The organism is Rhizobium sp. 01T437, from assembly GCF_056398505.1.
In genome coordinates, this window is record NZ_JBFTPM010000001.1 from 182,471 (window position 1) to 196,806 (window position 14,336).

Sequence of the window (14,336 nt, forward strand, 5' to 3'; positions counted from 1 at the left end):
AGAGATCAGGTCAAGAAATTAGCAAGGCGCCCGCAAAATGCCAGATGGCACGTTCAGCCGTTATAACGCGCCGTCACCAGATGGCCGGGGCTCGGCTGGCCCTCCTGCATGCGCACGTTGATCTCCATCATCTCGATGAGCTCGAAGCCTGTGGCGGCCAGGCGCTCGCGGATATAGGTCTCGGTGTGGATGAAGCGCTGGTGCGGGCCGACCATATAGGCGCGGCCGTCCGCCAGCCTTTCGGGCAGGGTTTCCGAGGAGAAGATGAAGATGCCGCCGGCACTCATGTTCTCGGCAGCGCCGAAGAACAGCGGCTCCAGCGCGCCGAGATAGGGCAGCACGTCAGTCGCGGTGATCAGATCGAAAGGATCCTCTTCATTGTCGTCGAGGAAATCCTCGACCTCGGCAACGAAGAGCGTCTCATAGACTTCCTTCTCATCGGCGATGACGACCATATTCTCGGAGATATCGATGCCGATCATCTCCTCGCATAGGTCATTCAGCGCGCTGCCGGTCAGGCCCGTGCCGCAGCCGAGATCAAGCATGCGCTTGAAAGGGCCGAGCTTCAGGTCCTGCAGGCGCTGGCGCACGAGCATCGGCACATGATAGCCGAGCTGTTCCACCAGCACATCTTCGAAGACTTCGGCATGCTGATCGAAGAGAGTTTCGACATAGGCGTCCGGCGCGCGAACAGGCGTTTCGCCGCGGCCCATGGAGGCAATACGCACAGCCGCGCCGCCGTGATCGTCGGGATCGATGGCCAGAACTTCCTGATAGGCTTCCACGGCCGCATCGATGTCACCGGCTTTTTCAAGCGCAAGAGCGCGGTTATAGGCTTCCGCGAGAGCCTCTTCGTCGATCTTCTTTTTGTTCATGCGGGCGTTTTAGAGCCCACAGCTTACCATCGCAACTGCAATTTCAGTGCAATATGAATTCGCCCTTAAGAGAGCGCCACTCCGTTGCCGAAATGAGCCTGCGGTGAATGTAACGCACCGAATGCAGCGGCCCGTCCAGTTTTTCCTGCCAGAACTTCAGGAAACCATGCATTTCCGGAAAGTCCGGCGCGAGGTCGTAGTCCTGCCAGATATAGGTCTGAAGAAAGGCCGGGTGATCCGGCATGCGGTAGAGGATCTGGGCCGTCGTCAGCCCGTAACCCTTAAGCTGCTTTTCCATGTCCTTGTGCATGTTGTCTCACTTCTTCTTGTTCCCACTCCGCGCTTATTAGCGCAGCATGATATTAGATCATGCCGTGATTAACGGAAGCTTGACAGATATCGCATAGAAGCGCTATTTGTTTTTGATTTCAATAACTTGGCAGCAGCAATAGGAGAGTGCTGCCAAGTCTCTTCAGCGCTTCAGGTGGCGCGTCAGGCGGCGCTCGATCCAGCCCCAGAGGTGGCGCAAGGCTTCCACGATCGTGAGATAGAAGATCGCCGCCCACAGATAGGTCTGGTAGTCGAAGGTGCGCGAAAAGGCGTAACGCGTCTCGCCCATCAGGTCGAGCACGGTGATGATGGCAACGACCGCCGAACCCTTGATCAGCAGGATGATCTCGTTGCCATAGGGGCGCAGCGCCACGATGAAGGCCTGCGGCAGGATGATCTTGCGGAAAGCGATGATCCTGTGGATGCCGAGTGCATCGGCCGCCTCGCGCTGGCCATACGGCACGCTTTCGATGGCGCCGCGCAGGATTTCCGCCTGATAGGCCGCGGTATTGATGGTCATGGCGAAGACGCCGCAAAACCACGCATCGCGAAAGAACCACCAGAGACCGACCGCTTCCAACTGCGGCCGAAACGCGCCGAGGCCGTAATAGACCAGGAAGAGCTGGGCCAGCAGCGGCGTGCCACGGAAGAAATAGATGTAGCCGTAGGCGAGCCAGTTCAGCACGCGATTTTTCGACATGCGCGCCATGGCGAGCGGCAGAGACAGCACGGCGCCGCAGACGACCGAAATGCTCACAATGCTGAGCGTCATCCACAGGCCGTGCAGATAACGCGGCCCGTAGCGGGTGAACTTCTCCGGATCCCAGCCATTGATGACGGTGTAGATCAAGAGTGCGGCAAGCAGCGCCCAGAAGGCCACGAATATGTAGCCGGCGAGGCGTGAGGCCGTCATCGGCTTTGCCACGGCGCGGGGTGCCGGCTGCGGGGGGATCAATGTTTCAGCGTAGCTCATCGACGGACCTCCGAGCGCTTGGCCCAGCGGTCGACATAGACGAGCAGGAAGGAGGAAAGGATGGCCAGCGCCAGATAGAGACAGCAGGCCAGGCCATAGAAGAAGAAGGGCTCCTTGGTCACGCGCACGGCGACACTCGTCTGGCGCAGGATATCGGCAAGGCTGATGATCGACACATAGGACGTGTCCTTCAGCAGCACCATCCAGAGATTCGTGAGGCCGGGCAGGGCGATGCGAACGAGCTGCGGCAAGACGATGAGGCGCAGCGTGCGGCCGCGATGCAGGCCGAGCGCGTCTCCCGCTTCATATTGCCCCTTGGGAATGGCGCGGAAGGCCGAGAGCAGCACTTCCGAGCAATAGGCGGAAAAGACGACCGACAGCGCGATGACGCCAGCAAAGAAGGCGTTGATTTCGACCGGCGGGCCGTTATAGCCGGCGAGATCCAGCAGATACTGGATGAGGATCTGCATGCCGTAATAGATGATGAAGAGCGTCAGAAGCTCCGGCAGGCCGCGGAAGATCGTGGTGTAGACGCCGGCCGCCAGCCGCAGGGACTTTTCTTCCGATTGCTGGCCGAGCGCGACCAGAAAACCGATGGCGAGACCGATCGGCAGGGTGACGACCGCCACCGAAACGGTGACCTGCAGGCCGAGCGCGATCTCATCGCCCCAGCCGGTATCGCCACAGGCAAGAATCGTCGACGGTGCTAACCAGGTGAAGATGCCAACGGGCCCGCACAGTGGATCGACGATGTGCACAATCAGGCTCCAGAAGGAGCCAAGCGCGGAAAATAATCCGCCCATGCCAGAATTCCCCTCACGGCTTTTGCCGTTTTGATATTGCCACCTTTGTCAAACAAAAATGGCGGAAGAGCAAGCCTTCCGCCATCATCTTCATCGGCCAGATAGCGAATTTATCATTCGCCGTAAACGTCGAAGTCGAAGTACTTTTCCTGGATCTTCTTGTACTCACCGCTGGCGCGGATCGCAGCGATCGCCGTGTTCAGCTTTTCCCTCAGCGCGTCACCCTTGCGGATGGCGATACCCGCGCCGCTGCCGCTGGTTTCCTTGTCGATCGGCAGGATCGCCAGGATCTTGCAGCAGGCTCCGTCGTCGGCCTCGATCCATTCGGAGAGAACGACGACGTCGTCGATGACGGCATCGACACGACCGGCTGCAACATCGAGCTTGTACTCGTCAGCCGTCGGGTAGAGCTTCAGCTCGCTATCAGCGAAATGCTTCTCGACATAGTCGACATGCGTCGTGGAGGTCTGCATGCCGATCGCCTTGCCCTTGAGGCCGGCAACATCTGATATCGTGGACTCCTTCGGGACGGCGATTGCCGGCGGGGTTTTGTAAATTATGTCGGAGAAATCGACGAGCTTCAGGCGCTCCGGGGTGATCGACATCGAGGAGACGATCATGTCGATCTTCTTGGCGTTGAGCGCCGGAATGATGCCGTCCCAATCGGTGGAAACGAAGGAGCAGTCGGCCTTCATCTGCGCGCAAAGGGCCTTGGCGATATCGATGTCGAAGCCCTGAATGGTGCCACTGGCATCGACGAATTCGAAGGGCGGGTAGGTCGAGTCTGTACCGATCACGTATTTTTCGCCATCGGCAAGTGCCGAACCGGCGAAAAGAGACATTGCCGCAAGCGAGGCTGCAGCAAGGAGCTTGATGGAAATGCGCATGAGAATTCCCTCACGGCTTGTGCCGTTTTGACATCACCGTGTTGCCAAACAAAAATGGCGGAAGAGCAAGCCTTCCGCCATTACCTTCAGCCAGATAGCGAATTTATCATTCGCCGTAAACGTCGAAGTCGAAGTACTTTTCCTGGATCTTCTTGTACTCACCGCTGGCGCGGATCGCGGCGATCGCGGTGTTGAGCTTTTCCTTCAGCGGATCGCCCTTGCGGATGGCGATGCCTGCGCCGTTGCCGTTGATTTCCTTGTCGACCGGCAGGGTCGTCAGGATCTTGCAGCAGGAGCCGGCATCGGACTTGACCCATTCGGAGAGAACGACGACGTCGTCGATGACGGCATCGACGCGGCCGCTGGAAACGTCGAGCTTGTACTCGTCAGCGGTCGGGTAGAGCTTCAGTTCGGTGTCGGCGAGATGCTTCTCGGCGTAGTTGGCATGGGTCGTGGAGGTCTGCGCGCCGATCACCTTGCCCTTGAGGCCGGCAACATCAGTGATCGTGGAGTCCTTCGGCACGGCGATTGCCGGCGGGGTGTTGTAATACTTGTTGGAGAAGTCGACGAGCTTGAGGCGCTCAGGCGTGATCGACATGGAAGAGACGATCATGTCGAACTTCTTGGCGTTCAGAGCCGGGATGATGCCGTCCCAGTCAGTGGACACGAAGGAGCATTCGGCCTTCATTTGGGCGCAGAGTGCCTTGGCGACATCGATGTCGAAGCCCTGAATGGTGCCACTGGCGTCGACGAATTCGAATGGCGGATAGGTCGAGTCCGTGCCGATCACATATTTTTCGCCGTCGGCAAGAGCCGCGCCGGCGAAGAGAGACATTGCCGCCATCGAGGCAGCAGCAAGAAGCTTGGTGGAAATGCGCATGAGGATCCTCTCTGTTGGTGGCTCCGGGCCTTTTTGTTGTTCGCCGGAGGCCGCACACTTCGACGGTGCCACCACCGTCTTGCGGCGATAATCAAACCTTTTCTCACAAAATTGCAACAGGAATCCCGCCGCAATTGTGCGCTGCAACCGGCAGCCAACGTGCGAGCCGACATGAACGAGGACCGACTGCCACGTTCAGGCGAGGTTAATGCGTGCCTTCCTAGCTTCCGGAACAAATCGGCATTTTAGCGCTTTGATTTTCGTGTGGTGCACAAAAAGCCGTGATTGCGGGGCAGTGAGCCCCGGTCGAAGTCAAAACAAAGGACGAGGAAACCCCTGATGGGCATGAAATCCAGACTGTTTGCGAGTGCGGCCTTTCCGCTGCTTTCCCTTGCCTTCGTAGTGCCGCCGGTAGGCGCTTACGCCGCAGTCGGCGGGGTTCAGCATGGCGCTGCCGGCACTGTTGCCAATACCGTCGTTGGGGGCAGCTACGAGGTGGCGCAGGACGCACCTTCTGAAGAGGAGCTTCTGAAAAAGAAGAAGCAGGCAGAGGAGCAGCAACAGCAGCAGGAGGCGCCCGCCGAGAAGCCGCAGAAGCGCGAAGCGCCCGCCGAAAGCGCTCCGGAACCGGAGCAGAAGCCCAAGCGCGAGCCCGAGCCGCAGGCAGAGCCGCAAGCCCAGGCACCGGCGGCTGAGGAGCCCGCCCGTCCGCGCCGCCAGCGCGAAGCCCAGCCCGAACAGGCGGCACCCGATCAGCAGGCTCCTGCCGCCGAAGAGCCGCAGCGTCCGCGCCGCCAGAAGCAGGCACAGCCGGAACAGCAGGCCGCACCGCAGGCTGAACAGCCGCAAGCAGAGCAGCCCCAGGCAGAGCAGCCGAAGCGCCAGCGTGATCGCAACAAGCAGAACAGCGAACAGGCCGCTCCCGAAGCCCAGCAGCCGGCCGAACAGGCGCCCGCCGCCGGCGAAGCGAATCAGCCCGCCGAAAAGCCGCGCCAGCGCCCGCAGCGCCAGAAGCCAGAAACGTCAGAGCAGCCGGCCGAGCAGACCACGGAACAGCCCGCTGAGCAGCAGGGCGGCAAGCGTCCGGCTGGCGGCAAGCGTCCCGCTGCCGCCGAAGAGCAGGCGGCACCCTCTGGCGAAGCGCCTGTGCCGGCTGAAAAACCAGCCGCAGCAGAAAAGCCCGCAGCCGAAAAGCCTGCAGCCGAGAAGCCCGCAGCCGAGAAGCCTGCCGCTGAAAAGCCAGCAGCTGAAAAGCCTGTCCAGGCCGAGACTCCTGCTGTCGAAAAGCCAGTGACGGCTGAGAAGCCAGCTCCGGCAGAAAAGCCGGCCACCGCAGGAGAGCCCGCCAGTGGTCAGCAGGCCGAGCAGCCTGCACCCGGTCAGCAGCCGGTACAGCCTGCCGCCAATGCACCCCAGCCCGGCGCACAGCCGGCAGCCGGCGCGCCGCAACAGGCTGAACAGGCGATCCCCGCACCCGAAAAGGTCACCCCGCAGGAGCTGGAGCGCCGCAAGGAGATCGCCCAGGACCCGGCCAAGAGCAGCGAGACGATCGTCCTGCCGGTTGAGAATGGTGCTGCCGTTCTCGACAGCGACAAGGATGCCGACCGCAGCCAGGGCCGACAGGGTCGTCGCGACCGCGACCGCCAGCGCGCCGACAGCCAGGATTTCAAGCTGCCGACCTCGGATGCCGAGGCCCAGTCGCTGAGCCGTGGCCAGCAGCGCGCGCCGGTCGAGATGGAAGCCGTGACCCGCGAGCAGGGCCGCCGCATGGACCGCCGCCCGCAGTTCGACCGGCAGGAAGGTGCAAACTACGGCGAGAGCACGGACGACAGCCGTATCATCATCCAGTTCGGTGACCGCACCGTGGTGCGCAGCGATGACGACCGCCGGTTCCTGCGTGACGGCGAACGGCCGAGCTATGAGGAGCTTTCGGGCGACCGCTACCGCGAGACGATCATGCGGCCAGAGGGCTATCGCATCGTGACGATCCGCAACCGGTACGGCGACATCATCCAGCGCTCGCGCGTCGATGCCCGCGGCCGGGAAGAAGTGCTCTATTATTCGCCCGAGCTCTATGAGGATCCGGACCGCGATTACTTCGAGGATGCGGGTGCCGACCTGCCGCCGATGCGCCTGCGCGTGCCGCTGAACGACTATATCATCGACACCAGCACCGATCCGGACCGTGACTATTACGAGTTCCTGAGCGAGCCGCCCGTCGAGCCGGTCGAACGCGTCTATTCGCTGAACGAGGTGAAATACTCCGCCCGTATCCGCGACAAGGTGCGCCGCATCGACCTGGATACGGTGACCTTTGCGACCGGCAGCGCGGAAATTCCGATGAGCCAGGCCCGTACGCTGCGCAAGGTCGCGGATGCGATCAATGAAGTGCTCGACAAGAACAAGAGCGAGACCTTCCTGATCGAGGGACATACGGATGCCGTCGGCTCCGACCAGAGCAACCTGATCCTGTCCGACCAGCGCGCGGAATCGGTCGCCAACGTTCTGACGGATGTCTACGGCATTCCGCCGGAAAACCTTGCCACGCAAGGTTATGGCGAGCGCTATCTGAAGGTGAATACGGCTGGGCCGAACCAGGAGAACCGGCGTGTGACTATTAGGCGTGTGACGCCACTGGTGCGGCCGGTGGCACAGAGGTAATTCGTTACCGGTATGATTGAGGAGGGCGGGGTCGCGAGACCTCGCCCTTTTGTTTTGTGGATTCGACGGCGCGGCCTCTTCCCCTTCTCCCCAGTGGGGAGAAGGTGGCCCGAAGGGTCGGATGAGGGGGCCGCACAGTAAAACATATGCCGTCTTCGCTATCCGCTCAGACGTTCGCTCCGGATGTCGCTCACCCCCTCATCTGTCCTATCGGACATCTTCTCCCCGCTGGGGAGAAGGGGGAGCTCCAAGATCGACCGTGCGTGCAACAAAATCCGCAATCGCGATCGTATCATTGAGATCAAACACGGCGAGCCCCGCAGCATCTTCGACCTCGTGATCCGCCGCAATCGCCACGATATGCGGATCCTCGGGCGCCAGCGGATCGCGCCTTGCAGCCTCCAGCCGCCGCGCCTCGATCTTCGGGATCGGCTCGCGCTTGTAGCCCTCGATCAGCACCAGATCGCAAGGCGCAAGCCGCGCCAATATCTCCTCGAAGCTCGGCTCCGGGGCGCCGCGCAACTCGTGCATGATGGCGTAGCGGGTGCCCGAGACGATCGTCACCTCATGGGCGCCGGCCTGGCGGTGGCGGTAGCTGTCGGCGCCGACCTTGTCGATGTCGAAATCGTGGTGGGCGTGTTTGATGGTGGATATGCGATAGCCGCGGCGGGTGAATTCCTCGACGAGACGCACCGCAAGGCCCGTCTTGCCGGAATTCTTCCAGCCGGCGATGCCGAAGATTTTCTGTGTCATCCGCCCATCTTCTTTCCTGTGCCCATCTTCTTTCACGTGCGAAGGGCCTCCAGCCAGCGTTCGGCCTCCATTAAATCATCCGGCGTGTTGATGTTAAAGAAGGGATCGAGAACACTGGCGCGGGTCGGATGCAGCGGGAAGGACACTTCCGTAACGTCATGACGCAAGAGGAAGTCGCGAACACGGTGCTTCTCGTCGATCCTGACCCATTCTTCCAGATCCCCGGCGAGCGCTGTCGGCCAAAGGCCGAAGACCGGATGGCTGCGGCCTTCCGAGGCAGCAATGGCGATTTGTTCGGGATGGCTTACCGCACCCGCAAGCCGGCTAACGAGATCGGCCGGGAAGAAGGGGCAATCGACGGAGACGGTGACGACATGGGTGGCGGGCAGGCCGGCGCCATACATCATCGCCGCATGAATGCCGGCCATCGGCCCCGCCTTGCCGGGAATACGATCGGAGATGACGGGCAGGTCGTGTCCGTCGGCCGCATCGGCATTGACGGCGATCTGTGCCGTCTGCGGCGAGAGGCGGGCCAGAACATGGGAGAGCAGGCTGCGGCCGCCGAGCGTGACGCCCGCCTTGTCGCGGCCCATGCGCGACGAGCGCCCGCCGGCCAGCACGACGCCCGGAATGGTCAATTGGTCGAGCACGAAATCAGTCATGGCGATACCTCAGACTATCACACGGGCGAGCGGGGCGCCGATTCCTGCGCGACCGGCGGCACGTGGCGCTTGGCCTCACGATAGAACGTATAGAGGCCGGAGGCGATAACGATGGCGGCACCCACCAGCGTCCAGAAATCAGGCACTTCGGCAAAGAAGAAGAAGCCGAGCAGGGAGGAGAAGATCAAGCTCGTATAACGGAAGGGCGCGACGAAGGAGATCTCGCCGGTACGCATAGCGAGGATGACCGACTGGTAGCCGACGAGCACCAGCACGGAGGCAAGCAGCAGATGCGTGAGCGAGGTGACGCTGACCGGTTCCCAGCCGCCGAGGAAGGGGATCATAAGCGCGCCGAAGATCGCGACCGAGACCGCCGTGACCGTCGTGATCATCAGCGAGGGAATGTCCTTGCTGATGCTTCGCGTTGCGAGATCGCGACCGGCGGTGGAGGCGACGCTGCCGACGCAGAGGAGGGCGGCGGCGGTAAAGCCTTCCGGGCCGGGGCGGATGATGATCATCACGCCGATGAGGCCGACAAGGATCGCCATCCAGCGCCGCCAGCCGACCGGCTCCTTGAAGAAAAGCGCCGCGCCGAAGGTGACGACCAGCGGCAGCGACTGGAGGATGGCCGAGGCATTGGCGATCGGCATCATGCCAAGGGCAGTAATGTAAGTGACGGCGGCGATGATCTCGCAGGCGATGCGCAGTGCGATGACGGGTTTGAGCATGACGCGCCAGGGCCGCAGCGCGCCCAGCTTCCAGGCAATCAGATAGACGAGGATGCTGGTGAAGAGGCCACGCAGGAACATGATCTCGCCGGCATTCATGTAGGAGATGACTGATTTGGAGAGTGCGTCGCTTGAGGAAAAGCCCGCCATCGCCATGCTCATATAGATGGCGCCTTCGGTATTGCGTGATCGCGGCATGCTGGAGATTCCCTTACCTTACAAGCCCTTTTAGAAGGGAACGGACGGTAAGGGAATCGGAGGAATGCCACACCTGCAATAATTCGATGCTGCAGCGCAGCGCAACCTAGCGTAAGGGAAAGCAAATCCTTGTGCAGCTGCGGCAAATATTAGAAATATAAGGATAATTCCCAAATCTTCCGGTTGCGGATTAAGGTTGTATCAACCGATTCAGCGAAATATGCGACCACTCTTCATGATGGAGGAGGCCGCCGAACCATCCGGAATGATTGCGGAGTGGACGGTACCATCAGTTTCAAGGCGCCGCGTCCATGCACTTCATCGACCGACTTCTGCAAAGCCGTCGTATCGTCACCAAGGTCCTGCTGTTCGTCATCCCGCTCGTCGTGCTGATCGCCGGTGTCGGCATCCTCGGTTACCACACGGCCAATATCCTGAACGGCCACATGACGGTGACGCGCGCGACGATCGAAAACATCTCCGATTTCGAGAACCTGCAGGCGGCACTTCAGGAGTTCCTCTCCGATCCCTCCGACGCGAGCAAGGCTGGTTTCAGTAAGGCGATCGATGCGCAGGAAAGCGGCGTCGTGCGCCTGAACGGGTTGCTGAAGACCGACGACCAGCGCAGCCAGCTGACCGAAGTCAGCGGCTTGGCGTCGGCCATGCGGAGACAGCAGGAGACGCTTTGGGGCCTGCGCCAGACGGAAGATTCGAGCGTTGCAGCCATTACCAAGACGGTACAGGCGATCTCGGCCGCCGCAGAGGAAGCCGGCGGCCAGACCGATCTCGTGCGCAAGGATTTCACCGACAAGGAAGTCTTCGCCAAGGCGCTTCTCTACAATTCCGCTGCCTTCAAGTCGCTGACCGATATCATGGGCGCGATGCGCGTCGACATCCAGATGGGCTTTACGCCCGAGGAGCAGATCGAGGCCGCCCAGCAGCATATTGCCGAGATCCTGAAACAGCTTGATGTCGCCAAGGCCATGGTCTCCAAGGATGGCCAGACGCTGATCGCACAGGTCGCGGAGACGGCCGGCAAGCTCGATGCGCTCCTGAAGGGCAGTGGAACGCCGGATGAGAAAGCCTCCGGCATGGCGCCGCTCCTGACCGGCTTCGTCAATACCGAGGGCCAGATGACGCTGCAGTCGGCCAAGAACAGCGACACGGCGTCTGCCCGCTTCGTCAGCCTAGACAAGAGCATTGCCGAACAGCGCGAGCTTTTGACCTCCGTCGACCAGGTGCGCGACAGCGCCGACCGGTTGCAGGTGCATGTGAGCCAGATGCTGAGCGCGCGCGATGCCGCTGCGCGGGACGTGGTTCTTGCCGATCTCAAGGTGCTGGCCGAAACCGCCAGGAAGATCTCCGCGCTCGGCGCCAACGATGCCGTCATGAAGGCTTTCGCAGACAAGGTTGCCCCGGCTGCCGCTTCGCTGACCGCTGCTTCTGCCGACATGCTGAAGGCGGCTGCGGATTGGAAGGCGGCCCGCCAGCAGTCATCCGAAATCCTCTCCGGCGCCATGGCCTCGCTTCGCCAGTTCGTCAGCCAGGCGCAGGAACTCGGCAAGGAAGACAGCGAGCGTTCGGCGAACGTCTCCGTCTTTGCGATGATCCTCGGCACCCTGCTGGCGATCATCGGCGGGCTGATGCTGGTCGAAACCCTGCGCGGCCCACTGAAGCGCGTTTCAGACGTGATGACGCGGCTTGCAAACGGCGATCTCGAAGTTGCTATCGAAGGCCGCAACCGTGGCGACGAGATCGGCGATATGGTTCGCTCGGTCGCCGTCTTCCGCGATGCGGCGGTCGAAAACGTCCGGCTCGAGAAGGAGGCCGAAAGCGCACGGGCGCTCTCAGCCGACGAGGCGAGCCGCCGTGCCGCCGAGCGCGAGCGCATCGAGGCCGAACAGAAGCAGGCGCTGAATGCGCTCTCCGACGTGCTGCAACAGCTGGCACAAGGCAATCTGGAAATCGGCATGCGTCGCGATCTCGCCAGCGATTTCGTCGATATGGCCGATACCTACAATCATGCCGTCGAGGCACTCCGCCAGACACTGGCCGATGTGCGCGGCGCCACCGTCGAGATCAAGGGCGGCACGGGCAACCTCGCGTCCTCGGCCGACGATCTCGCCCGCCGGACCGAACAGCAGGCGGCCGCACTTGAGGAAAGCTCGCGGGCGCTGCGGCACTTGAGTGACGTCGTGCGCTCCACCGCCGACCGCGCCAAGCAGACGGCGCAATCCGTCAACGAGACGCAGGTTTTCGCGACCCGTTCCGGTGAGGTCGTCGCCAAGGCCGTCGATGCGATGGGCGAAATCAACCGCTCGTCCGAGAAAATCGCCACCATCATCGGCGTGATCGACGAGATCGCCTTCCAGACCAACCTCCTGGCGCTGAATGCGGGCGTCGAAGCAGCACGTGCAGGCGAGGCGGGCCGCGGCTTTGCCGTCGTAGCGCAGGAAGTGCGCGAACTTGCCCAGCGTTGCGCCAAGGCCGCCCGCGAGATCAGGGAACTGATCTCGGCGAGTTCCGGTCAGGTGCAGAGCGGCGTAGAGCTTGTCGAGGAAACTGGCCAGGCGCTCGCCGAAATTATCGCCCATGTCGGCGGCGTGCAACGCCTCGTCTCCGAGATTTCGGCGGCCACCGGCGAGCAGTCGACCGGCATTCACGAGGTCAGCAAGGCGGTGCATGACGTGGAGCTGATCACCCAGCAGAATGCGGCGATGGTTGAAGAGAACAATGCCGAAATCCAGGGCCTGCGCCAGCGTGTGGACATGCTCTCGGACAAGGTCAACCGCTTCCGCACCGGTGACGAAGGCGAGGTGCATGGATATGGCCGCGCCGAGGGTCGCTGGACGGGCCGTGCTGCATAAATCAGTGCATCGGCTTGAGATCAGAAAGGGCCTGCGGTTTTCCAACCGCGGGTTTTTCTTTTGAACAATTGGGCACCTGCGTCGTTTTCCAACCATGTCCAACAAAGGAGAACCGTGATGGATTGGAACCGTGTTGAAGGCAACTGGAAGCAGGTGAAGGGCAAGGTTAGGGAACAGTGGGGCAAGCTCACCGACGACGACCTCGACCAGATCAACGGCCGCCGCGAACAGCTTGAAGGCAAGCTGCAGGAACGCTACGGCCTCGCCAAGGACCGCGTCCGCAGCGACGTCGATACCTGGTACAACGGCCAGACCTGGCACTGATAACAATCCGACATCAGAGTATTCCACTCAGAAAGACTTGGCCCCGCTCATGCGGGGCTTTTTTCGTACTGGTTGTCAGCCGCGGCAAAGCGGGTTGAGTTGATAGCCGAATCCTGATCTCCATTGGACATTTTGAAACGGCGCACAACGGATATACGAGACATGAGTACCGCGGAAAAATCGGACCAGTCGAACCCCGAACTGCCCATGGGATATTCTCCGGTTTCCAGGGGCAAGCTTGCAAGCGCCGTCACCTGCCTGGAAATGACCGAGAAGCCGCTGCCGAGGGAGGCCGGCAACACTGCAGGGCTTTCCCTGGAGAGGATGCTGTCGCCCGATCCGCAGATTTATCGGCAGCTGTTCCGGGCGATCGGTGAGGACTGGCTGTGGGTTTCCCGGCTGGTCATGGCCGCTGAGGCGCTGAAAGCCGTCATCGGCGACCCCTTGGTGGAAATCTACGTGCTGCTCTCGGATGGGCGGCAAGCCGGAATGCTGGAACTTGATTTCCGGCAGCCCGGCCAATGTGAACTGGTCTTCTTCGGCGTCGGCAAGAGCGCCATCGGAACAGGGGCGGGGCGCTATCTCATGAATCATGCTTTGTCCATCGCGTGGGCGCATCCGATCGAGCGACTCTGGGTCCACACCTGCCATTTCGACCACCCGAACGCGCTGCCGTTCTATCAGCGGTCCGGCTTCAGGCCCTATGCCTTCATGGTCGAGGTCGCGGATGATCCGCGGCTGACCGGAGTTTTGCCGCGGTCGGCGGCATGTGCCTATCCTCGAGTAAGGCAATGCCAGGCGTAGAGGGGCTCTTCCAAAGTTTCAGGATAGAAGGCTGTAAAGGTTCGTCGGCGCACCGTGGAGCATGACCTCGCCTTCGAAGCCGAAGCCGCATTTCTCGAGAACGCGGCGGGATGCGGGATTGGCCGGGCGCACCAGCCCGATAATCCGGCGGGCCCCCAGCTCTTCAACGGCAAAGGTCACTATGCCGCGAACGAGTTCGGTTGCGTAACCGTGTCCCCAGCTTCGGGGATCGAGATGATAGGAGAGGTTGAGACCCTCGAACTCATTCGACACGGTGACACCGCCAAAACCGACCAGCTCACCATTGGCGATGACCGCAAAGCGGCCGAAGCTGTGTTGTTCCCAATGCGCCATGTCCCTCGCCAGTCGTGCGGCGCTTTCTTCAGGACTGTCCGGCAGAGGCACGGGCCGGTGTGAGACCAGTTCAGGCCTTGCGAACAGCTCCGTCAGAAAATGAAGATCCTCCATCGTCGGTGGGCGCAGCAACAGCCTGTCGGTGCGGCGCGTCTCATTCATTGGAATATCATTGCCGTCAGTCATTCATGCTCCGCTTGGCAAAGGAAAGGCGCGGGGACAGGGAACATCGATAAC

The 14,336-nt window shown here is 61.5% G+C and carries 14 protein-coding genes; 4 read left to right on the top strand and 10 right to left on the bottom strand.

Going from position 1 to position 14,336, the window contains the following annotated elements; all coding sequences use genetic code 11:
• Positions 1-53 precede the first annotated feature (53 nt).
• The 6 genes from AC1DM5_RS00985 to AC1DM5_RS01010 form a co-directional block, all read right to left on the bottom strand.
• The gene (locus AC1DM5_RS00985) at positions 54-875 is read right to left on the bottom strand and encodes a class I SAM-dependent methyltransferase (RefSeq protein WP_477821292.1); all 822 of its coding nucleotides are present in this window, start codon (positions 873-875) and stop codon (positions 54-56) included.
• A 43-nt stretch (positions 876-918) separates the two neighbouring features.
• Positions 919-1,185 (bottom strand): usg protein, encoded by a 267-nt coding sequence (locus tag AC1DM5_RS00990; protein WP_007816277.1) that lies wholly within the window; start codon positions 1,183-1,185, stop codon positions 919-921.
• A 162-nt stretch (positions 1,186-1,347) separates the two neighbouring features.
• Entirely contained in the window at positions 1,348-2,178 is an 831-nt protein-coding gene (locus AC1DM5_RS00995; protein ID WP_477821293.1) for an ABC transporter permease, read from the bottom strand.
• Entirely contained in the window at positions 2,175-2,981 is an 807-nt protein-coding gene (locus AC1DM5_RS01000) for an ABC transporter permease (protein ID WP_477821294.1), read from the bottom strand. Before AC1DM5_RS01000 ends, AC1DM5_RS00995 begins: the two co-directional genes overlap by 4 nt.
• Before the next feature lie 113 nt (positions 2,982-3,094).
• Positions 3,095-3,868, bottom strand: coding sequence for a transporter substrate-binding domain-containing protein (locus AC1DM5_RS01005; protein WP_477821295.1), 774 nt, complete (start codon positions 3,866-3,868; stop codon positions 3,095-3,097).
• A gap of 106 nt (positions 3,869-3,974) precedes the next feature.
• Positions 3,975-4,748, bottom strand: a complete 774-nt coding sequence (locus AC1DM5_RS01010) for a transporter substrate-binding domain-containing protein (RefSeq protein WP_007819184.1) — start codon at positions 4,746-4,748, stop codon at positions 3,975-3,977.
• Between the two features lie 339 nt (positions 4,749-5,087).
• Here AC1DM5_RS01010 and AC1DM5_RS01015 point away from each other — a divergent pair, with 339 nt between their 5' ends.
• Positions 5,088-7,409 (top strand): OmpA family protein, encoded by a 2,322-nt coding sequence (locus AC1DM5_RS01015; protein WP_477974454.1) that lies wholly within the window; start codon positions 5,088-5,090, stop codon positions 7,407-7,409.
• A gap of 207 nt (positions 7,410-7,616) precedes the next feature.
• On the opposite strand, the gene mobB is transcribed toward AC1DM5_RS01015, so the two are convergent.
• The 3 genes from mobB to AC1DM5_RS01030 are packed head-to-tail and all read right to left on the bottom strand — an operon-like array spanning position 7,617 to position 9,750.
• Entirely contained in the window at positions 7,617-8,162 is a 546-nt protein-coding gene (mobB, locus tag AC1DM5_RS01020) for a molybdopterin-guanine dinucleotide biosynthesis protein B (protein ID WP_477821297.1), read from the bottom strand.
• A gap of 32 nt (positions 8,163-8,194) precedes the next feature.
• Positions 8,195-8,824: a molybdenum cofactor guanylyltransferase MobA gene (gene mobA, locus AC1DM5_RS01025; protein WP_477821298.1), complete on the bottom strand. Its 630-nt coding sequence runs from the start codon at positions 8,822-8,824 to the stop codon at positions 8,195-8,197.
• 17 nt (positions 8,825-8,841) lie between these two features.
• Entirely contained in the window at positions 8,842-9,750 is a 909-nt protein-coding gene (locus AC1DM5_RS01030) for a DMT family transporter (RefSeq protein WP_113321601.1), read from the bottom strand.
• A gap of 311 nt (positions 9,751-10,061) precedes the next feature.
• On the opposite strand from AC1DM5_RS01030, the gene AC1DM5_RS01035 reads away from it, so the two are divergent.
• The 3 genes from AC1DM5_RS01035 (at position 10,062) to AC1DM5_RS01045 (ending at position 13,745) form a co-directional block, all read left to right on the top strand.
• Positions 10,062-12,617: a methyl-accepting chemotaxis protein gene (locus tag AC1DM5_RS01035; RefSeq protein WP_477974456.1), complete on the top strand. Its 2,556-nt coding sequence runs from the start codon at positions 10,062-10,064 to the stop codon at positions 12,615-12,617.
• 117 nt (positions 12,618-12,734) lie between these two features.
• A complete protein-coding gene (locus AC1DM5_RS01040) occupies positions 12,735-12,941 on the top strand; it encodes a CsbD family protein (RefSeq protein WP_477821299.1) in 207 nt (68 codons plus the stop codon).
• A gap of 162 nt (positions 12,942-13,103) precedes the next feature.
• Positions 13,104-13,745, top strand: a complete 642-nt coding sequence (locus AC1DM5_RS01045; protein ID WP_477821376.1) for a GNAT family N-acetyltransferase — start codon at positions 13,104-13,106, stop codon at positions 13,743-13,745.
• A gap of 18 nt (positions 13,746-13,763) precedes the next feature.
• Here AC1DM5_RS01045 and AC1DM5_RS01050 read toward each other — a convergent pair whose 3' ends face one another.
• A complete protein-coding gene (locus AC1DM5_RS01050) occupies positions 13,764-14,285 on the bottom strand; it encodes a GNAT family N-acetyltransferase (protein ID WP_477821300.1) in 522 nt (173 codons plus the stop codon).
• Positions 14,286-14,336 lie beyond the last annotated feature (51 nt).

Coding starts and splice junctions, on each gene's coding strand:
- AC1DM5_RS00985 (WP_477821292.1), bottom strand. CDS start 875: ATGAACAAAAAGAAGATCGACGAAGAGGCTCTCGCGGAAGCCTATAAC.
- AC1DM5_RS00990 (WP_007816277.1), bottom strand. CDS start 1,185: ATGCACAAGGACATGGAAAAGCAGCTTAAGGGTTACGGGCTGACGACG.
- AC1DM5_RS00995 (WP_477821293.1), bottom strand. CDS start 2,178: ATGAGCTACGCTGAAACATTGATCCCCCCGCAGCCGGCACCCCGCGCC.
- AC1DM5_RS01000 (WP_477821294.1), bottom strand. CDS start 2,981: ATGGGCGGATTATTTTCCGCGCTTGGCTCCTTCTGGAGCCTGATTGTG.
- AC1DM5_RS01005 (WP_477821295.1), bottom strand. CDS start 3,868: ATGCGCATTTCCATCAAGCTCCTTGCTGCAGCCTCGCTTGCGGCAATG.
- AC1DM5_RS01010 (WP_007819184.1), bottom strand. CDS start 4,748: ATGCGCATTTCCACCAAGCTTCTTGCTGCTGCCTCGATGGCGGCAATG.
- AC1DM5_RS01015 (WP_477974454.1), top strand. CDS start 5,088: ATGGGCATGAAATCCAGACTGTTTGCGAGTGCGGCCTTTCCGCTGCTT.
- mobB (WP_477821297.1), bottom strand. CDS start 8,162: ATGACACAGAAAATCTTCGGCATCGCCGGCTGGAAGAATTCCGGCAAG.
- mobA (WP_477821298.1), bottom strand. CDS start 8,824: ATGACTGATTTCGTGCTCGACCAATTGACCATTCCGGGCGTCGTGCTG.
- AC1DM5_RS01030 (WP_113321601.1), bottom strand. CDS start 9,750: ATGCCGCGATCACGCAATACCGAAGGCGCCATCTATATGAGCATGGCG.
- AC1DM5_RS01035 (WP_477974456.1), top strand. CDS start 10,062: ATGCACTTCATCGACCGACTTCTGCAAAGCCGTCGTATCGTCACCAAG.
- AC1DM5_RS01040 (WP_477821299.1), top strand. CDS start 12,735: ATGGATTGGAACCGTGTTGAAGGCAACTGGAAGCAGGTGAAGGGCAAG.
- AC1DM5_RS01045 (WP_477821376.1), top strand. CDS start 13,104: ATGAGTACCGCGGAAAAATCGGACCAGTCGAACCCCGAACTGCCCATG.
- AC1DM5_RS01050 (WP_477821300.1), bottom strand. CDS start 14,285: ATGACTGACGGCAATGATATTCCAATGAATGAGACGCGCCGCACCGAC.